At 68.9% G+C, this 18,282-nt stretch carries 22 protein-coding genes; 11 read left to right on the top strand and 11 right to left on the bottom strand.

Going from position 1 to position 18,282, the window contains the following annotated elements; translation table 11 throughout:
• Window positions 1-12 precede the first annotated feature (12 nt).
• Both AC1DF3_RS20155 and AC1DF3_RS20160 read right to left on the bottom strand, forming a co-directional pair.
• A complete protein-coding gene (locus AC1DF3_RS20155; protein WP_478140633.1) occupies window positions 13-819 on the bottom strand; it encodes a DUF2092 domain-containing protein in 807 nt (268 codons plus the stop codon).
• Window positions 820-972: 153 nt separating this feature from the next.
• The gene (locus tag AC1DF3_RS20160) at window positions 973-1,137 is read right to left on the bottom strand and encodes a hypothetical protein (protein ID WP_478140634.1); all 165 of its coding nucleotides are present in this window, start codon (window positions 1,135-1,137) and stop codon (window positions 973-975) included.
• Between the two features lie 35 nt (window positions 1,138-1,172).
• Here AC1DF3_RS20160 and AC1DF3_RS20165 point away from each other — a divergent pair, with 35 nt between their 5' ends.
• Complete coding sequence (locus tag AC1DF3_RS20165) at window positions 1,173-1,646, top strand: carboxymuconolactone decarboxylase family protein (RefSeq protein ID WP_478140635.1); 474 nt, start codon at window positions 1,173-1,175, stop codon at window positions 1,644-1,646.
• Window positions 1,647-1,660: 14 nt separating this feature from the next.
• On the opposite strand, the gene AC1DF3_RS20170 is transcribed toward AC1DF3_RS20165, so the two are convergent.
• Together AC1DF3_RS20170 and AC1DF3_RS20175 are read right to left on the bottom strand one after the other, a co-directional pair.
• Window positions 1,661-2,581, bottom strand: a complete 921-nt coding sequence (locus AC1DF3_RS20170; protein WP_286535967.1) for an HAD family hydrolase — start codon at window positions 2,579-2,581, stop codon at window positions 1,661-1,663.
• 93 nt (window positions 2,582-2,674) lie between these two features.
• Window positions 2,675-3,607, bottom strand: a complete 933-nt coding sequence (locus AC1DF3_RS20175) for a LysR family transcriptional regulator (protein ID WP_478140636.1) — start codon at window positions 3,605-3,607, stop codon at window positions 2,675-2,677.
• Between the two features lie 115 nt (window positions 3,608-3,722).
• Between AC1DF3_RS20175 and AC1DF3_RS20180 the strand changes: the two genes are divergently transcribed.
• Window positions 3,723-4,583 carry an oxidoreductase gene (locus AC1DF3_RS20180; RefSeq protein WP_478140637.1) on the top strand — a complete coding sequence of 287 codons (861 nt, stop codon included), beginning with the start codon at window positions 3,723-3,725 and terminating at the stop codon, window positions 4,581-4,583.
• Between the two features lie 90 nt (window positions 4,584-4,673).
• Window positions 4,674-5,057, top strand: a complete 384-nt coding sequence (locus AC1DF3_RS20185) for a nuclear transport factor 2 family protein (protein WP_478140638.1) — start codon at window positions 4,674-4,676, stop codon at window positions 5,055-5,057.
• Window positions 5,058-5,067: 10 nt separating this feature from the next.
• On the opposite strand, the gene AC1DF3_RS20190 is transcribed toward AC1DF3_RS20185, so the two are convergent.
• On the bottom strand, window positions 5,068-6,030 hold the full coding sequence (locus tag AC1DF3_RS20190; RefSeq protein ID WP_478140639.1) for a DMT family transporter: 963 nt from the start codon (window positions 6,028-6,030) through the stop codon (window positions 5,068-5,070).
• A 109-nt stretch (window positions 6,031-6,139) separates the two neighbouring features.
• Here AC1DF3_RS20190 and AC1DF3_RS20195 point away from each other — a divergent pair, with 109 nt between their 5' ends.
• The 4 genes from AC1DF3_RS20195 (at window position 6,140) to AC1DF3_RS20210 (ending at window position 9,820) form a co-directional block, all read left to right on the top strand.
• The gene (locus AC1DF3_RS20195; RefSeq protein ID WP_286535972.1) at window positions 6,140-7,132 is read left to right on the top strand and encodes a tripartite tricarboxylate transporter substrate binding protein; all 993 of its coding nucleotides are present in this window, start codon (window positions 6,140-6,142) and stop codon (window positions 7,130-7,132) included.
• A gap of 61 nt (window positions 7,133-7,193) precedes the next feature.
• A complete protein-coding gene (locus AC1DF3_RS20200) occupies window positions 7,194-8,003 on the top strand; it encodes an isocitrate lyase/PEP mutase family protein (protein WP_366919326.1) in 810 nt (269 codons plus the stop codon).
• Complete coding sequence (locus AC1DF3_RS20205) at window positions 7,996-8,838, top strand: amidohydrolase family protein (protein ID WP_478140640.1); 843 nt, start codon at window positions 7,996-7,998, stop codon at window positions 8,836-8,838. The genes AC1DF3_RS20200 and AC1DF3_RS20205 overlap by 8 nt, the downstream gene beginning before the upstream one ends.
• Window positions 8,828-9,820, top strand: a complete 993-nt coding sequence (locus tag AC1DF3_RS20210) for a tripartite tricarboxylate transporter substrate binding protein (protein WP_478140641.1) — start codon at window positions 8,828-8,830, stop codon at window positions 9,818-9,820. The genes AC1DF3_RS20205 and AC1DF3_RS20210 overlap by 11 nt, the downstream gene beginning before the upstream one ends.
• Window positions 9,821-9,830: 10 nt before the next feature.
• Here the strand turns inward: AC1DF3_RS20210 and AC1DF3_RS20215 are convergent, their stop codons facing one another.
• Genes AC1DF3_RS20215 through AC1DF3_RS20225 form a run of 3 tightly spaced genes read right to left on the bottom strand, consistent with a single transcriptional unit; the run spans window position 9,831 to window position 11,292 of the window.
• The gene (locus AC1DF3_RS20215; protein ID WP_286535976.1) at window positions 9,831-10,712 is read right to left on the bottom strand and encodes a LysR family transcriptional regulator; all 882 of its coding nucleotides are present in this window, start codon (window positions 10,710-10,712) and stop codon (window positions 9,831-9,833) included.
• A 29-nt stretch (window positions 10,713-10,741) separates the two neighbouring features.
• On the bottom strand, window positions 10,742-11,125 hold the full coding sequence (locus tag AC1DF3_RS20220) for a hypothetical protein (RefSeq protein ID WP_478140642.1): 384 nt from the start codon (window positions 11,123-11,125) through the stop codon (window positions 10,742-10,744).
• Window positions 11,122-11,292, bottom strand: coding sequence for a hypothetical protein (locus AC1DF3_RS20225; RefSeq protein ID WP_478140643.1), 171 nt, complete (start codon window positions 11,290-11,292; stop codon window positions 11,122-11,124). Before AC1DF3_RS20225 ends, AC1DF3_RS20220 begins: the two co-directional genes overlap by 4 nt.
• Before the next feature lie 131 nt (window positions 11,293-11,423).
• Here AC1DF3_RS20225 and trkA point away from each other — a divergent pair, with 131 nt between their 5' ends.
• From trkA to AC1DF3_RS20245, 4 genes are all read left to right on the top strand, one after another.
• The gene (gene trkA / locus AC1DF3_RS20230) at window positions 11,424-12,890 is read left to right on the top strand and encodes a Trk system potassium transporter TrkA (protein ID WP_286535979.1); all 1,467 of its coding nucleotides are present in this window, start codon (window positions 11,424-11,426) and stop codon (window positions 12,888-12,890) included.
• A gap of 18 nt (window positions 12,891-12,908) precedes the next feature.
• Window positions 12,909-14,375, top strand: coding sequence for a TrkH family potassium uptake protein (locus AC1DF3_RS20235; protein WP_478140644.1), 1,467 nt, complete (start codon window positions 12,909-12,911; stop codon window positions 14,373-14,375).
• Between the two features lie 127 nt (window positions 14,376-14,502).
• Entirely contained in the window at window positions 14,503-14,901 is a 399-nt protein-coding gene (locus AC1DF3_RS20240; protein WP_478140645.1) for a hypothetical protein, read from the top strand.
• Window positions 14,902-14,940: 39 nt separating this feature from the next.
• Window positions 14,941-15,177: a hypothetical protein gene (locus tag AC1DF3_RS20245; RefSeq protein ID WP_478140646.1), complete on the top strand. Its 237-nt coding sequence runs from the start codon at window positions 14,941-14,943 to the stop codon at window positions 15,175-15,177.
• 154 nt (window positions 15,178-15,331) lie between these two features.
• Here AC1DF3_RS20245 and AC1DF3_RS20250 read toward each other — a convergent pair whose 3' ends face one another.
• From AC1DF3_RS20250 to zwf, 3 genes are all read right to left on the bottom strand, one after another.
• Window positions 15,332-16,051, bottom strand: coding sequence for a hypothetical protein (locus AC1DF3_RS20250; RefSeq protein WP_478140647.1), 720 nt, complete (start codon window positions 16,049-16,051; stop codon window positions 15,332-15,334).
• A gap of 235 nt (window positions 16,052-16,286) precedes the next feature.
• Complete coding sequence (locus tag AC1DF3_RS20255) at window positions 16,287-16,598, bottom strand: hypothetical protein (protein ID WP_286535987.1); 312 nt, start codon at window positions 16,596-16,598, stop codon at window positions 16,287-16,289.
• A 108-nt stretch (window positions 16,599-16,706) separates the two neighbouring features.
• The gene (zwf, locus tag AC1DF3_RS20260; protein ID WP_286535989.1) at window positions 16,707-18,173 is read right to left on the bottom strand and encodes a glucose-6-phosphate dehydrogenase; all 1,467 of its coding nucleotides are present in this window, start codon (window positions 18,171-18,173) and stop codon (window positions 16,707-16,709) included.
• Window positions 18,174-18,282: the final 109 nt, after the last annotated feature.

The following is an 18,282-nucleotide window of genomic DNA, read 5'->3' on the forward strand; positions in this document are numbered from 1 at the left end:
GGCACGGCTCCTTCAGGAAGTCTTCAGGGGAACGAACTTGGCCTCGCTCGCCCCCTTGGGCGGCACGAACCTGAAGGTCGAATCCTTGAAGCCCGGATTCTTCTTCCAGTCGAACACGGTCACGGATTGCGGCCTGGCTTCATCCGAGCGGTTGGTGATGACGAGCCTGAGCGGCAGCGGGTTGGCGCCCGCGCTGAGCCAGATCTGCCAATCGATCTCGCCCTGGCGGAAGGCGTAGTGGTTGCAGAGCACCTCGTCCACGAAGTCCTGCCCGGCGAACATCGCCGACTGGATCGCGTCGAACGGCGCCTCCGGCGTTCCCCAGACGAACAGGTCGGCGGCAGGCACCTCGATGCCGAAGCGCTGCTTGAGCTTTTCGACCAGCACGCCCAGGTTGTCGCTGAACTCGGCCTGCGAATAGGTCTTGAGAGCCGGCGTGAACAGGGTCACGGTCTTGCCGTCGTAGAAGAGCTCGCGCACCGAGCGCGGACTCGACATCCGCACGCGCATCTTGTTCGGCCGCACGACCTGGAGTTCGGCGGTCGCCGAGTGCTGCAGCTTCTGGCCGTCGGCCAGCACCCGCTCGGCGGTCAGATCGATCTCGACCTCGAAGCGCTTCAGCGACTGCAGGTGCGCGCCCATGTCCTTGAGCGCCTGGATCGCCTCGGGATCGACCGGATTGGCCGCCGGCTGGGCTGCTGCGGCGGGTGCCGGAGCGGCAGCCGGTGCGGGCGCGGGCGCGGGCGCGGGCTGGGCATGCAGGCCCGCTGCCCCGAGCGACAGCGCCAGCACGCTGGTCGCCAGTAGTGTTCGAACCATGTCTGCTTCTCCTGGTCTGTGAAAGGGGCGACGGATCGCGGCGACGTCGGGACCCAGAATAGACACGACCAGTGTCCAAGTAAAGCTGCACTTTGGTGCAGTGCCGCTCTTGGGGCGGCGGCTCGGCGCCGACGGAAGTCCAGCGCTTGCGGTTCAACCCGCCGCCGGCTTCCACTGACGCGCCCAATCGCTCAGAGGCGCAAGCGCCGCGCTCAACTTGCGTCCCTCGTCGGTCAGGCCGTAGCCGCCCTCGTCATGGGCCACCAGGCCCAGCGAACGCAGTTCCGCCAGCCTGGTGTTCTTCCGCGGAACCGCCATTTGCGGCCGGCATCCAGGCTTCGCTCGACGGCCTCATGCGTGGCAAGCCGCCCCTGCGGCTCTTCACCACGCTCGCCAGGGACCCTCGCCTGTTCCAGAAATTCTTCGCCGGCGGACTGCTCGACCGCGGACATCTCAGCTTGCGACAGCGCGAACTCGTCATTGCCCGGACGACCGCGCTGTGCAAGTCGGAATACGAGTGGGGCGTTCACATCGCGCTGTTCGCGTCGCACGCCGGGTTCGATGAAGCCCAGGTCGCTTCGCTGGCCGCCGGGCAGGCGCAAGATGCCTGCTGGGCGGACGAGGATCGGCTGCTGCTCGTGCTGTGCGACATGCTTCATGCCGAGTGCGATGTCGACGACGCGCTGTGGCGGTCGCTGCAGTCGGCATTCAGCGATGAAGCGATTCTCGAACTGCTGATGCTGGCCGGCTTCTATCGCACGGTCAGCTACCTGACGAATGTGCTGCGCCTGCCGGCCGAGCCGGGCACGCCGGGCTTTGCCTCGTAGCGCCACCACGGTCGTCAGGGAGCGAAGACCTCGGCCCAGTCTCGCTTCATGCTCACGATGTCGATGCCGTACTGCGGCGCGTTGTCGAGCGCCTCGGCCAGTGGACTCAAACGGAACTCGCGGTCGTACGCGAATTCGCGGGTGCCGTCGTCGTGATGCAGCAGCAACGCGAGCCGCGGCCCGGGCCCGGTCTTCGTGTAGCGAAGCATCGCCAGGTCGCCGTCCGAATTTCCGAACGCCAGGATCGGCCGGCGTCCGATGTGAAGTCCGATGTTGCAGGGCTTGACCTCGCGGTCGTCGAACGAGTTCAGCTCCGGCAGCTTGACGAGCTGCCCGATGCCGTCCTGGATCTCGAATCGCGTCTTGACGCTGGAACCGATGACATGGTGCCGCGGAATCTTGTAGACCTCTTCCGCGAATGCGCGCATCAGGTCGATGCCGCCGCCCGACACGATGAAGATCCGGAAGCCATGCTTCTGGAGGTACGCAACGAGTTCCAGCTGCGGGACGTAGACGAGATCGGTGAACAAGCGGCCCAGGCCGGCATGCTTCGCTTCCGCGAGCCAGTCCCGCGCCATCCGGTCGAAGGCTTCCTCGGTCATGCCCGCGTGCACGGCCGCCCCCACCTCAAAGAGGCCGCGCATCCCGGCCGCCTTGATCGCGGCCATGTCCTTCTCGACATAGGCCTTGAACGGCTGCCGCTCTGCGAGGCTCGGGTCGCGCGCGACCATGTCGTTCAGTCGATGCTGGGCGAAAGAAAACTGGACCTGGAGCGGCTGCTCGCACCACAGGGTGCCGTCGTTGTCGAAGGTCGCGATTCGATCGGCGGGCGGGACATGGTCCGGGCCGCCTTCCGAGGTCACCCTCGCCACGAAGTCGAGGATGGCCGTCTTGGCCGGGCCGTTGTTCCAGGACGAAAGTTCTGCACTCGGCATGACAAGCTCCTTACAGGTTGACGACAGGTTGGCGAGAGCGGCGCACCGGGGAGGCCCACGGTCTGGCAGTGCATGCATTCTGCAAGGATTCGGTCACTCTCTGGAGCCAGGGCGGGCACCGGCCGTGGCGAGCCCCAGCATCTCCTTGGAGAGATCGACGAAGGCGCGCAGCTTCGGCGCCTGCGCGGCCCGCCTGGGAAAGTAGAGAAACAGCCCCGGCTCCTCGAACGCCGATTGAGGCAGGACCTGCCGCAGCCGCCCATCGGCAAGCGCGGCGCGCACCAGCGGCTCGAAGATGTAGGCGATGCCGATGCCGGCCAGCGCAAGGTCCCTGGCGTACAGCGCGTTGGTGACGCGCACCGTGCCCTTCACTTCGACGCACACATGGGCCTTGCGGTCGAGCAAGTCCCACGCATAGGTGCCGCCCGATGTCACGAAACGGAACCCGATGCAGTTGTGCCTTGCGAGCGCGCCGACGTTGCGCGGCATGCCCGCTGACGCCAGGTAGGCCGGCGACGCCACCAAGATTGCCTTGAAGGGTGGCGTGAGCCGCACGGCCACCATGTCCTGCGCGACCGTATGACCGAGCCGCACGCCAGCGTCGTAGCCGCCAGCCACGATGTCTGCCAGCCCGTCTTCCGAGGTCACTTCGACTTCCACGTCCGGATGCCGCCGCGACATCTCGGCCACCAGCGGCGTGACGGCCATCGGCAGCGCCACGTGCGGCGCGTTGATGCGCAACACGCCGCCGACCCGGCCGAAGCTGGCGCCGAAGCCGTCCACCGCATCCGCGATCTCGGCCATGGCCGGCGCGAGTGTGTGGAGGAAGGCTTCGCCCGCCTCGGTGAGCCGCACGCTGCGCGTGGTGCGAGCGAACAGCGGCTGGCCGAGTTGCTCTTCGACCGCCCTCACCGCATGACTGACCGCCGATGCGCTCATGCCGAGCTCGCCCGCGGCCGCTGCGAACCCGCGTCGGCGGTGCACCGCGAGAACGATGGCGAGATGCGGAAGGAGCTGCCGGTCCATTCATGCATCGTATCGCACAGTGCTTTCTATTTGATCGGTCTAGTCGATGAATTCAGATTGCGGAACACTCGCGTTCATGCCCTGCATGGGTCCGCCACCAAGAAAGGAATTCGCCATGACCTCTTCCGCCCAAGCCAGCACCTGGTTCATCACCGGTGCATCGTCGGGTTTCGGACGCGCGTTCGCCGAACATGCCCTCGCCCAGGGCCACAACGTGGTCGCGACGGCACGCGACACGGCCCGGCTCGCCGATCTGGTCGCGCGCGCACCGGACCGCGTCCTCGCTGCCACGCTCGACGTCGCTGCGCATGGCGCCGCCGAAGAGGCGGTCAAGGCGGCGATCGCCCGCTTCGGCCGCATCGACGTGCTCATCAACAACGCGGGCTACGGCGTGGTCGGCGCATTCGAGGAAACATCGGACGCCGAGCTGCGCGCGCTGATGGACACCAACTTCTTCGGCGCCATGGCCGTGACGCGCGCCGCGCTGCCCTTTCTGCGAGCGCAAGGCGCGGGCGCGATCGTCAACATCTCCAGCCTCGGCGGGCAGCTCTCGTTCGCCGGCTTCAGTGCGTACTCGGCATCCAAGTTCGCGATCGAAGGCGTGTCCGAGGCGCTGGCGCAGGAGGTCGCGCCCTTCGGCATCAAGGTGCTGATCGTGGAGCCGGGACAGTTCCGCACGCAACTGGCCGGCAGCGGCATGCGGCACATGCCGGTCATCGAGGACTACCAGGCGGTGGTCGGTGGCACGCGTGAATTCGCCCACGCGATGCACGAGACGCAAGCTGGTGATCCGCGCAAGGCGGCGGCAGCGATCGAACGCGCGCTCAACGCAGAACGCACGCCGCTGCGCCTGCAGCTCGGCGGCGATGCGGTCGATGCGGTCCGCGCGCATTCGCAGGCGCTGCTGAAGGAGATCGATGACTGGGAATCGGTGAGCCGTGGCACGGACTTCGACCGGCGTGTCGGAATCGACTGACCGCCACAACACGACCTTTCCGACGCCCGACCGCCGGACCGCTTCGAGAATGGAACTCGCTTCCCAAGCCTCAAGAAGGAGCGTGCCGCCATGCGCAAGACACTGATCGATCTGGAGACCCGGTTCTGGCAATCCATGGTGGACCAGGACACCGACAGCGCGCTGTCGCTGCTGTGCGAACCTGCCCTGATGGTGAGTTCGCATGGCGCGATGCAATTCGACCACGCAGGCTATCGGAAGATGGCGGAGCAGGGATCGATGGTGGTGAAGGGTTTCGAACTCAGCGATGTCGAGGTGGTCTGTCCCAACGACACCACCGCCATCCTGGTCTACCGGGTCCGGCAGACGACTGCGCCCAGGGGCCAATCGGAGACCTCGACCGTGGAGATGCTCGACTCGTCGACCTGGGTGYGCGACGGCGACAAGTGGCTGTGCGCCATGCACACCGAGACGCCGGCACCGCCCAAGGCGTAGCGCTTAGTCGTCACTCAGGCTGAGCGTCCAGCGCGGCCGCCCGCAGGCGGCCACGCTCGCTGTGCAGCATGTAGAGGCCCGAGCCGACGAGCAGCGCGATGCCCAGCCAGGCCCATCCGCTGGGGACCTCGTCCCACACGGCGTAGCCCAGCAGCATGGCGAACAGCACGGCCGAATAGCGAAACGGTGCCGTCAGCGAGACCTCACCGGCGCGCATGCATTGCACCAGCAGGAAATAGCCGGTGGCCAGGAAGGCGGCCGCGACCCCCAAGAGGGCCAGGTCGCCCGGCGCGAACGGCGGCCAGCCGCTGAACAGCGTCAGGCAGCCCGCGAGCAAGGTGACGGCCAATGCCGTGGCCAGGGTGATGATGATCGACGGAATGACAGGGTCGATGCGCCGCGTCAACAGGTCGCGCGTGGCGTGGAACAGCGTGCCCAGCAGGCACAGCAGGGACCAGGCGTTGAAGCCGTCGCCGCTGGGCTGCACGATGCACAGCACGCCCGCGAAGCCCAGCACGACGGCGGACCAGCGCGCCCGGCCGGCGCGCTCGCCCATGAAGAGCACCGCGAACACGGTCATGAACAGCGGCGCGGCCAGGTTGATGGCGGTCGCGTTGCCGATCGGCAAGCGGAACAGCGACAGCAGGTACAACAGGGTGGCGCAGGCGTCGACCGCGGCGCGCAGCGCGACCCGCGGGTGCAGCAAGGCGCTCGCCTGCCGCAGAGCGCCCAGGCGGTGCGCCACCAGCAGCACCAGCGCCGAGGCCATCAGCCCGCGCAGGAAGATCAGCTGCACCGACGCCATGGACTGGCTCACATGCTTGACCAGCGCGTCATTGATCACGAAGCAGGCCATCGCAGCGACCATGGTGACGATGGCGCGCCCATTGGTGCGGGAGGAAGTCGTGGCGGACAGAAGCTGCGAGGTCATGACGAACGGGAAGATGGCGAAGCCGAGCAGCGAGTGTTGCATAAGCGCCGCTTATGAAAAAGCAACCCGCCAAGGCATTCCCATGGGCTGGCGACCTGCCGATACTTGGCCGGGCCGCGCGGCCATGCGCGGCCGAACAACCGGAGACACCATGACCCATTCCCTTCGCGGCACCTTTGCCGTCACCTTCGTCGCCACGGCCCTCGCCGCCGCCTCGGCCGGCAGCGCCGCCTGGGCGCAGGCGGCGCCGGCCGCCTGGCCGACCAAGCCGATCCGGCTGATCGTGCCGTTCTCGGCCGGCGGCGCCAACGACCTGATGGCGCGCGCCGCCGCCGAGGGCGCCTCCAAGGCGCTGGGCCAGCCGATCGTGATCGAGAACAAGCCCGGCGGCGGCACCACGCTGGGTGCCGACGTGGTCGCCAAGTCGGCGCCCGACGGCTACACCTTCCTGATCAGCGCCGCCGGCGTGATCTCCAACAGCATGATCAAGAAGTCGATGCCCTACAAGGACGCCGACCTGGAGCCGGTTGCGATGATCGGCCTGGCGCCCTCGGTGGTCCTGGTTCCGGCCGATGCGCCATACAAGAACCTGAAGGAATTCATCGCCGCCTCGAAGACCGGCGAAGGCTTCCACTGGGCCACCGCCGGCACCGGCAGCACGCCGCACTTCGTCTCGGGCGTGCTGCAGACGAAGTACGGCGCCAAGCTCGACATCGTGCCCTACAAGAGCGGCTCCGAATCGATCACGGCGGTGCTCGGCAAGCAGGTCGAAGCCACCTCCGAGGCCAGCATCGTCGCCCTGCCCTATCTCAAGAGCGGCAAGCTCAAGGCCCTGGCCGACACCTGGACCAGCCGGATCTCGGCCTACCCCGAACTCTCCACCGCGACCGAGCAGGGCTATGGCGACCTGCGCATCGCGCACTGGGCCGGCATCCACGCGCCCAAGGGCACGCCGCCGGCGATCCTCGACAAGATGAGCGCGGCAGTCGATTCGGCCATGAAGACGCCGGCCATCGCCGAGCGCCTCAAGGGCCTGGGCATCGAGCCGATCGGCGGCACCCGGGCCTCCTTCGTCCGCTTCGTCGACGAAGAGCGCGCGCGCCTCGGCGCGGTGGTCAAGGCCACCGGCATGAAGGACGAATGAGGTGGACGCGCTGCATCCCGGCACGGCGCTGCGCCGCAAGGTCGAGGCCCGGCGCGGGCTGATGGTGCCGGGCGCCGCCAACGCGCTGGCGGCGCGCGTGATCGAGCAGCTCGGGTTCGAAGCCGTCTACCTGAGCGGCGCCGGCCTGACCAACACCTTCTACGGCCTGCCCGACCTCGGCTTCGTCGGCCTGGCCGACATCGCGCAGCACACGGCGGCGATCCGCGACGCGGTGGCGCTGCCGATCATCGTCGACGCCGACACCGGCTTCGGCAACGCGCTCAACGTGCGCCACAGCGTGCGCACGCTCGAGCGCGCCGGCGCCAACGCGATCCAGCTCGAGGACCAGGCCAGCCCCAAGAAATGCGGCCACTTCGAGGGCAAGGCCCTGGTGCCGACGCAGGAGATGGCCGGCAAGGTCCGGGCCGCGGTCGATGCCCGCCTGCATCCCGACTTCCTGGTGATCGCGCGCACCGATGCCGCCACCGTGGAGGGCATCGACGCCGCGATCGCGCGTGCCGTGGCCTATGCGGAGGCCGGCGCCGATCTGACCTTCGTCGAGGCGCCCGAATCGCTCGACGCGCTGCGCCGGATCCCGCGCGAGATCGCCTGCCCTCAGCTGGTCAACGTGGTGATCGGCGGCAAGACACCGACCCTGGCCGCGAGCGACTTCAGCGCCATGGGCTTCGGCATGGTGCTCTACGCCAATGCCGCGCTGCAGGGTGCGGTGCACGGCATGCAGCAGGCGCTGCAGGCGCTGCAGCGGGACGGCCGGCTCGACGAATCCAGCGGCCTGGTCGCGACCTTCGCCGAGCGCCAGGCGCTGGTGCGCAAGAGCGCGTTCGACGCGCTCGAGCGCCGCTATGCCTGAGGCCGCGCCGGCGGCGGTCACCGCCATCGACAGCCACGCCCACGTGTTCGTGCGCGGGCTGCCGCTGGCGCCCCAGCGCCGCCACGCGCCGGACTACGACGCCACGCCGGCCGACTTCAGCGCCCTGCTCGATGCCCACGGCGTCTCGCATGCGCTGCTGGTGCAGCCGAGCTTCCTGGGCACCGACAACCGGTTCCTGCTCGATGCGATCCGGGCCCGGCCGCGGCGGCTGCGCGGCGTCGCCGTGGTCGACCCCGAGGCCGACGACCTCGCCCTGCAGGCGCTGGCCGACGGCGGCATCTGCGGGATCCGGCTGAACCTGGTCGGCCTGCCGATCCCCGACTTTTCACGCCCGGCCTGGCAGCGCCTGTTCGCGCGCGTGCGCGCGCTCGACTGGCATGTCGAGCTGCATCGCGACTCGCCGGCGCTGGCCAAGGCCGGACAGCCCGTGCTCGATGCCGGCTGCAAGCTGGTGGTGGACCATTTCGGCCGCCCCGGTGCCCTGGCCGACGCCGGCCAGGCCTGGCTGCTGGCCGCGGCCGCCGGCGGCCGGACCTGGGTCAAGCTTTCGGCCGCCTACCGCAACTGGCCAGTGCCCTCGGCGCCGCAGGCCCGCGCGGCCGCCGAGCGGCTGCTGCGCGCCTTCGGCGCCGGGCGCCTGCTGTGGGGCAGCGACTGGCCCCACACCGAGCATCGCGAATGGGTCGACTACACGGCCGCCCAGGCGGCGCTCGCCGACTGGGTGCCCGACGCCGCTGCCCGGCAGCGGATCCTGGTCGACACGCCGGCCCGGCTCTTCAAATTCGAACAAGAGGGAGACCTTCATGCCCGATGACATCTCGCGCCGGCGCTGCCTGGCCGGGGCCGGCGCCGTCCTGCTGCTCGCAGCGCTGGCGGTGCAGTCCCCAGCCCAAGCCCAAGGCTGGCCCAGCCGCCCGATCAGGCTGGTCGTGACCTACCCGCCCGGCGGCACGGTCGACGCGGTGGCGCGCATCATCGCGCCCTCCCTGTCGAGCCGGCTCGGCCAGCCGGTGGTGGTCGACAACCGCGGCGGCGCCGGCGGCGCGATCGGCGGCGACCTGGTGGCCAAGAGCGCGCCCGATGGCTACACGCTGATGCTCGATGCCTCCAGCCATGCCCAGAACCCGGCGCTGCGCAGCAAGATGCCCTTCGACACGCTGCGCGACCTGGCGCCGGTGTCGCTGCTGGTGAAAGTGCCCAACGTGCTGGTGGTGAATCCGGCGGCACCGATCCGCAGCGTGCAGGACTTGGTCGCGCAGGCCCGGGCCAGGCCGGGCGAGATCAACTACGCCTCGTCCGGCAACGGCTCGGCCCAGCACCTGGCGGCCGAGCAGTTCAGCGCCATGGCCGGCGTGCGCATGACCCACGTGGCCTACAAGGGCGGCGGCCCGGCGCTTACCGACGTGATGGCCGGCCAGGTGCCGGTGTTCTTCGCCAGCCTGGCGTCGAGCCTGCCGTACATCCAGTCCGGCAAGCTGCGGCCGCTGGCGGTCACGGGCAAGGCGCGCTCGCCGGTGCTGCCGCAGTTGCCGACGGTGGCCGAATCGGGTCTGCCGGGCTACGAGGTCTACGAGTGGAATGCGGTCTTCGTGCCCGCCGGCACCCCGGCGGCGGTGGTCGATCGACTGGCCAAGGAGTTCTCGGCGCTGCTCAAGGAGCCCGGGATCCGCCAGCGCCTCGAGGCCACCGGCGCCGAAGTGGTCGCTGCCGGGCCGGCCGAGCTCGACGCCTTCCGCCGCGCGGAGATCGCCAAGTGGGGCCAGCTGGCGCGGGCGCACAAGATCCAGATGGATTGAGCTCGGAGCCTCAGTCCGCCAGCATGGCGGCGAAGGTATCGGCGAAGGTCGGCCGCGAACGCGCCAGCCACAACGCCGCCAGTTCGAAGGACGGCAGCGCCGCGCCGTCGCGCACCTGCGCATAGCGCACGCCGGCGTGCTGCAGCGAGCGCACCGAGCTCGGCAGCAGCGACCAGCCCAGGCCGGCGGCCACGCAGGCCAGCACGGTGAGGGTGCGGTTGGCGTCCTGCCGCACGCGCAGGTCGAGGCCCGCGCTGCGGAAGGCACCGAGCATCAGCGTGCGCAGCAGCGGCATCTGCTGGGCCGGGAACCACACCAGGCCGTGGGCGGCGATCTCGGCCATCGACACGCAGCCGTCGGCCGCCAGTTCATGGTCGGCCGGCAGCGCCACCACCATCGCTTCCTCACCCAGCCGCCGCTCGTGCACCCGGGCCGTGACCGGCACCGGGGGATGCAGCAGCGCAAGGTCGATGCGCCCGCCCTCGAGCGCATCGACCTGCTCGGCGTTGCTCATCTCGCGCAGCACCACGTCCAGCTGCGGATGCTCCACGTGCAGCCGGCGCAGCGCCCGCGGCAGCACCTCGTAGACCGCATGGGTGACGAAGCCGATGGTCAGCCGCCCGGCCCGGCCGGCGCCCATGGCGCGCGCCCGTTCGGCGGCCGCATCGCCGTGGGCCAGCGCGGCCCGCAGGTCGTCGACGATGGCCAGGCCCGCCTCGGTCAGCGCCGCGCCGCGCCGGCTGCGCTCGAACAGCTTCGCGCCGATCTCGCCCTCGAGCCGATTGAGGGTCTGCGTCAAGGCCGGCTGCGCCAGCCCCAGCCGCTCGGCGGCGCGGGTGAGACTGCCGCATTCGGCGATCGCGACGATGCAGCGCATCTGGCGGGTATCCATCGCGGGATTCTAGGCAGGGGGCGCGTGGGTCATTCGGCCATGCCGTAGCCCAGCTCGCGCTCACGCCGCGGCGCGAGCAGGACGACTTCCCGTTCGGAATGCGCGTAGAGGAGGATGTGTCGCGCCAGGATGAATTCCCGCAGATCGGCCATGCCCAGCGCCGTGGCCAGCTGCGTGGCCTGCTCGGCCTGGAAGCGCCCCCAGCCGGACCGGGCAGCGAGAAACCTCGCGGGGCGCCCGCTCGACGGGGCGAAAGACAGGAGTTCGCGCGCCCGCGCCAGTTCATGCTGCAGCTTCTTGAAGCGCGCAGGCGGCGTCTCGGCGTCTTGCGCGTGCATGAATTCGCGCGCCGCGCTCAGGCACACCAGGAAATTCGGAACCGCGCGGACTCTGGCGTCGACCGAAATGCTCACGGTGCAGGCGGGACGCCGAGTGCCTGGTCCAGTTCGTCGTCGGTTGCTAACTGGCCAGCCAAGGCCTGCCGCAATCCCGTGACGGCATCGTCGGCCAGCACCAGGCTCGCGTGCTCCTGCTCGAGGGCATGGTAGTAGTCCAGGCGATGCGCGTCGACCAGTGCCACGTCCGTTAAGGCTTTCGTTAAACCAGTCYAGCGGCGAATCCCGGACACCGCAAATCCCCGCCACCCCGGGGTGGCGGCCACTCTCACGCGCCGCCTTCCAGCGTATAAAGCCTGCCGGGAGACACCATCACTTGAAAATCATCATCCTCGGCGCCGGCCGGATCGGCGAGAGCGTGGCCGGCACGCTCGTGTCGGAGAGCAACGACATCACCGTCATCGACACCGACGCGGCGCGTCTGCGCGAGCTCGAAGAACGGTTCGAGCTGCGCGGCGTGGTGGGCAGCGGCATCGAGCCCGACGTGCTGGCCGAGGCCGGTGCCCGCGATTGCGACATGCTGATCGCCTGCGCCGCGCAGGACGAGACCAACCTGGTCTGCTGCAAGGTGGCCTACCAGGTGTTCGGCATCCCGACGCGCATCGCGCGCGTGCGCTCCAGCGCCTACAAGGAAGACAGCCCGCTGCTCGGCAAGGACGGCTTCGCGGTCGACTGCGTGATCTGCCCCGAGGAATCGCTCACGCGCTACATCGGCAAGCTGGTCGAGTACCCCGAGGCGCTGCAGGTGCGCGAGTTCGCCAACGGGCTGGCCTGCCTGGTGGCGGTGCGCGCGGTGGCGGGCGCACCGCTGGTGCGCCACAGCATCGCCGAGCTGCGCGAGCGCGTGCCCGGCGCCGACATGCGCATCGTCGGCATCTACCGCCGGCTCGACAACGAGCCCGACCGCTTCATCGTCTGCGACGGCCAGACTCTCATCGAGCCGGGCGACGAGGTCTTCGTGCTGTCGGCACGCGAGCACCTGCCCCTGGTGCTGTCGGCACTGCACCGCGACGACCGGGCAAAGCAGCGCGGCGTCGAACGCATCATGATCGCGGGCGGCGGCCGGGTCGGGCTGCGGCTCGCCAGGCAGCTGGTCGAGACCGGCCGCCCCTACCAGATCAAGGTCCTGGAGCACGACCACGCGCGCTGCGTGCAGCTGGCCGCCGAACTGCCGAGCAGCGTGCTGGTGCTGCACGGCGACGGCACCGACGAAGACCTGCTGGAAGACGAAGGCATCGAGGGCATCGACCTGTTCCTCTCGCTCACCAGCGACGACGAGGACAACATCATGGCCAGCCTGCTGGCCAAGCGCCTGGGCGCGCGCCGCGTTCTGGCGCTGATCAACCGGCGCAGCTATGCCGACCTGATGCACGGCACGCAGATTGACATCGCGCTGTCGCCCGCGCAGACCATGCTCGGCGAACTGCTCGCCTATGTCCGGCAGGGCGACGTGCAGGCGGTGCACAGCCTGCGCCGCGGCGTGGCCGAGGCACTGGAGATCGTGGCGCGCGGCGACCGCAAGACCTCGCGCGTGGTCGGCCGCAGGATCTCGGAGATCCAGCTGCCCAAGGGCGCGCAGTTCGGCCTGGTGATGCGCGGCCTGCCCGAGATCGGCGAAGGCGCGGCCCCGGCCGGAGGGGCGCCGCCGACGCCGGCGCAGGTGATCATCGCGCGCGGCGACACCCTGATCGAGAGCAACGACCATGTGGTGATCTTCGTGCCGCGCAAGCGCCAGGTGCGCGACGTGGAAAAGCTGTTCCGCGTCAGCGCCACCTTCTTCTGACGGCACCGGCCCTTTTCGATGAGCGACTTCTTCCCGGTGCTGCGCGTGCTCGGCGCGCTGCTGACCTTCTTCTCGCTCGGCATGTTCGTGCCGTGGTTCATTTCCTGGACCCACACCGACGGCCTGCGCCATGTGTGGGCCTTTTCGGCGGCGATCTCGTTCGCCTGCGGGGCGGCCTTGTGGGGCGGCCTGCGCCGCCACAAGCGCGAACTGCAGCCGCGCCACGGCATCTTCCTGGTGTCGCTCACCTGGGTTCTGCTGCCGCTGTTCGCCACGCTGCCGATGATGTGGGCCCTGCACGACGTCGGGCGGCCGGTCAACTTCACACATGCGTACTTCGAGTCGGTGTCCGGCCTCACGACCACGGGCGCGACGGTGCTCGCCAGGCTGGACGCGCTGCCGGTGTCGATCAACGTCTGGCGCACCTTCCTGCAATGGCTCGGCGGCATGGGGATATTGGTGCTGGCGGTGGCCATCCTGCCGCTGCTGGGCGTGGGCGGCAGCCAGCTCTTCAAGGCCGAGGTGGCCGGCCCGATCAAGGACAGCAAGCTGACGCCGCGCGTGAAGGAGACCGCCAAGGGGCTCTGGGGCATCTACGCGAGTTTCTCGGCCGCATGTTTCCTCGCCTACTGGGCCGGCGGCATGAGCGCCATCGACGCGATGATGCACATGTTCACGACCGTGAGCCTGGGCGGGCTCTCCTCGCACGACACCAGCTTCGCGTACTTCGCGTCGCCGCTGCTCGACGGCATCGCCGTGATCTTCATGCCTGCGGCCAGCTGCAACTTCGCGCTGTATTTCATCGCCTTGCGAAAGGGCCACTGGCGCGGCTTCTGGCGCGACCCGGAGTTGCGCGGCACGCTCGCCGCGCTGGTCGGCGGCGGCCTGCTGGTGGCGCTGGTGCTGTGGGCCAAGGGCGTCTACGGACCGGTGGATGCCTTGCGCTACGGCATGTTCCACGCCATCTCGGTCGGCAGCACGACCGGCTTCGCGACCGTCGACTACCTGGCCTGGCCGGTGTTCGCGCCGCTCTTCATGCTGCTGCTGTCGAGCGTGGCGACCAGTGCCGGCTCGGCCGGCTGCGGCATCAAGATGGTGCGGGTCCTGATCCTGGTGAAGCAGGCGCGGCGCGAGATGACGCGCCTCGTGCATCCGCGCGCGGTGCAGCCGGTGACGCTCGGCGCCATGGTGGTCGACCACCGCGTGATCTTCTCGGTGCTGGCCTTCATGCTGGTCTATGGCGTGACGACGATCTCGCTGAGCATGCTGCTGGTGCTGAGCGACCTCGACCCGGTCACCGCCTTCAGTGCGGTGCTGGCCAGCGTGAACTGCACCGGCCCCGGGCTCGGCAGCGTCGGGCCGGCCGGCAACTTCAGCGTCCTGACCGATTTCCAGGTCTGGGTCTGCACCTTCGCGATGGTGCTTGGCCGGCTCGAACTGCTCAGCTTCATCGCCTTGCTGACCCCCTCGTTCTGGCGCAAGTGAGGGCGCCAAAGAGACGCCAGCGGGCATTTTCGGCTGGGGAAAGTCCCCAGGCCAGAAACCGCTTTCCAAGGGCGCCGGTGTTGCTGCAGCGCAATACCCGCCCGCCAACGCCCGCTACGATGGGCTCATGGACTGCACGACCAAACTGGAGGCCGAGCTGGACCTCTATTTCGCATGGCTCGCACGGTTCGAGGCCAGCATCCCCCAGGCGCAAGACATCGTCTCGCGCTGGTACACGAGCGCGGCGCTGCAGGCGTACATGCGCTATTCCTGGTTCAAGGCCTCCACGCCGGGAGAGCCGGCGCTCTGCCTGGCCCACATCCAGGTCTCGGAAGACGCCCGAAGCCAAGGCTACTTCGCGCGGCTGGTCGATCGCTTCCTCGACGGCAGCGACGGCCTGCAGGCCCGCGTGCTTTACCTCGAGAACATCGCGAGCCCGAGGTTCGAAGGTTGGCTTCTGCGGGTCGGGTTTCAGCGCTGCACGCACAGCTCCGGTCAGTTCTCCGCCTACTACGTCACGCGATAGCACGGCCCTGCCCTGCGGCGCATGCTTCAGAATGCCACCATGCCGAATCAACGACGGGAAGCGATCGACAAGCTGCAGGCGCTGGCGGTCGAAGAGCGCCTGGCCCACCCCGAAGAAGACGACGCATTGATTGCATCGGTGCTCGATCGGCTGGAGGAAATCGGCGACCGGCGGCGCCGGGCGGCCCGGCGGAAGGCCCGCAGCATCGCGCTGGGAATCGGCACGATCGGCGCCTTGATCGCCCTGGCCCTTCTGATCCAGGCACGCCTGGTCTGAGCGGGCGTTCAGCGGCATCGGTGCAAAGGCACATTCGTGGGTCGGGGCGGGCGCACGCCGAAGGCAGGGGACATTCGCGGAGGGGGCCACCCGGTGCCCTCGGCACGCGCCCCAGGAGACTCAGGGCCGGCACCGACTGCCCGGACTGGACGGCCTATCGGGCGGCGTAGTCGCTGCTGGCCCGGCACTGGCCGAACTCGCAATGGATGGCGATCTCGGGCGCGTTCGTGCAGGCGACGCGATAGTCTTCGAAGCCCGGTCCCTTGGCGACCAGCGTGGCCATCGGCGTGGCCGCGCAGTTGCGGGATTTCGCCAGTTTTTCCGCGGTGAAGGTGTCGCGCCCGGTCGGTCGGGTCGCCATGCTGCTCGCCGGCACCGCAAGCCAGGTCACGAGGACCGTGGGGTCGACGTTCTTGTAGCCGGAGCGGGCCATGCAGTTGGCGACCTGCGTCTCCTGCTTCTTGCGCCAGACAGCCGTCTGTGGCGAATACACCCACTGGGCAAAGAGGCCCATGAGCCCCGCGATGGGCAGCGACGCGGCGGCGACGAGGGGGATGGCGAACGCGCGATCGTCCCAGTACGTGTGCCCGATGTTCCATCCGATCGCGGCACCCACGCCGACACCGACCACGATCAGGGCGGCGTCATGGTCCTCGGTCTTGATGAACGGCAGGCCGCTCGCCTCGCGTTGACATTTTGCGACCAGCGCCTCGTAGGACTCGCCCGTCGGCGGGCCGCTGGCAGGACCTGGCTCGACCATCGGCACGTAGGCCGCGCCCACGCCCGAGCCGGGGCCGGCAGGCGGTCGCTGCGGCCCTGTCGAACAGGCGCTCAAGAGCATGGCAGCGCAAGCGATGCCGGCGATTTTCCTCATGGGCCCTCCTGGTGCGGGTCCTGGAGCGCCCGCGGAAAGTTACATACTTATACGTTTATCACATTTTTATGGTCAGACTCGGCTCAGGTCAAGCACGCGCGTGCCTTCGGCGCGACGAGGCAAGACCGGCAAAAGCGTGAGTCAACGGCGTCTGCCAGCCGTGAGATGGGCGAATGGGGTCGCCAGGCCCTCGAAACCGAACACGCAGTCTGTCGCGCAGGCGCAACGATTGCCGCTATCCCCAGCTGGGCATGCTCCGCAAGGCGTCGTTGGGCCGATTCACGATGTCGACGCCGGTGATCTCGCGCCGGCCGGGCAGCAGTTCGACATCGCAAACGATCTCCCAGGCGTGGTTTTCGGTCCGCCGCGCGAGGCAGACCTCCTCGCCGGCCGCCAGCAGGTCGGCGCATTCGCCGACGCTGATCCGCTGCGCCGCTCCCAGCGCCAGCCCGGTCGAACCGAACTCCTTGTCCAGGACCGGATGAACCGCCACGAGGTCGATCTTGTCGCCCGCGTAGTGGACCGCCGTGATTGCATGCTGAGCCATACGCGACCTCCATTCTCCGAGAGGCCCAGTATCGTTGCCACGGCCGCCAGCGCCAGTGTGCCTACTCAGGTCGTGGGTACGAGGCGCCCTCCGCCCCTGGGTCCGGCCTCAGCTGCCCGCCTTGTTCGGATCCCGCCAGACCCGCTCGAAAGGCAGCCGCCAGGCGTGCGGCGCGATCAGCTGGTGGATCGCCTTCGGTCCCCAGGAGCCCGGTTCGTAGAGCCGCACCGGCGGCGGCGTTTCGAGCAGCGACGTCGACACTTGCCACAGGCGTTCGATGCCCTCGGCGGTCGTGAACAAGGTGCGGTCGCCGCGCATGGCGTCCAGGATCAGGCGCTCGTAGGCCTCCAGCACCTCGCCGACCAGCCCGGTGTCGCGCATCGCGAACTGCAGGCTCAGCTTGTCCAGCCGCATGCCCGGCCCGGGCCGCTTGCCGTAGAAGGACAGCGACATCTTCGAGGCATCGGCCAGGTCGAAGGTCAGGTGGTCCGGCCCCTGCGCGCCGACCCCGGAGCCGGGCGGGAACATGCTCTTGGGCGGTTCGCGAAAGGCGATGGAGATGATGCGCTGGCCCTCGGCCAGTCGCTTGCCGGTGCGCAGGAAGAAGGGCACGCCGGCCCAACGCCAGTTGTCGATGTGGCACTTGAGCGCGACGAAGGTCTCGGTGTCGGAGTCGGGGTCGACCCCCTCCTCCTGGCGGTAGCCGCTGTACTGCCCGCGCACCACGTCCGCCGGCACGATCGGCAGCATGCTGCGGAAGACCTTGTTCTTCTCCTCGCTGATCGGCGCCGGTTCGAGCGCGGTGGGCGGCTCCATCGCCATGAAGCCGAGGATCTGGAACAGGTGCGTCACCACCATGTCGCGGTAGGCGCCGGTCTGCTCGTAGAAGCCCGCACGCTTGCCCAGCCCGAGGGTCTCGGGCACGTCGATCTGCACGTGGTCGATGAAGTTGCGGTTCCAGATCGGCTCGAACAGGCCGTTGGCGAAACGGAAGGCCAGGATGTTCTGGGCCGGCTCCTTGCCGAGGAAGTGGTCGATGCGGAATATCTGCTCCTCGTCGAACACCTCGTGCAATTGCCTGTTGAGGATCACCGCGCTCGCCAGGTCGGTGCCGAAGGGCTTCTCCATCACGATGTGCGAGCGCTCGACCAGTTCGGCCGCACCCAGCATGCGCACCACCGACAGGGCTGCGCTCGGCGGCACGCTCAGGTAGTGCAGGCGCCGGCATTCGGGTGCGCCGAGCGAGCTCTCGGCGCGCTCCACCGCTTGCTTGAGCGCCTGCGCTCCGCCCGACAGCGGCACGTAGTCGAGGATCCCCGCGAAGGCGTCCCACGCGGCCGGCAGGACCTTGCGGCTGCCGAATTCGTCGAGCGCGCTGCGCGCGGCGGCGCGGAAGCCCTCGGTGTCGAGTTCGTCGAGCGAAACGCCGATGATCCGGCAGCCGGGGATGAAGCCCGAACTGCAGAGGTGAAACAGGCCCGGCAGCAGCTTGCGCCGGGCCAGGTCGCCGGTCGCGCCCACCAGCATCACCACCTGCGGGAAACGCGGACCGACGCCGGGAGGGATCTTCGCCATTTCGTGTCACCTTGCTTCGTTGCCGAGCCGGGAGGCAAGCGATTTTGATGCCAGCGGTCTGGAACACTTACACATTTTTCATGACATCCCGCCTACAACTTGCCTCTGG

It is taken from the genome of Variovorax sp. 10N432 (assembly GCF_056394465.1).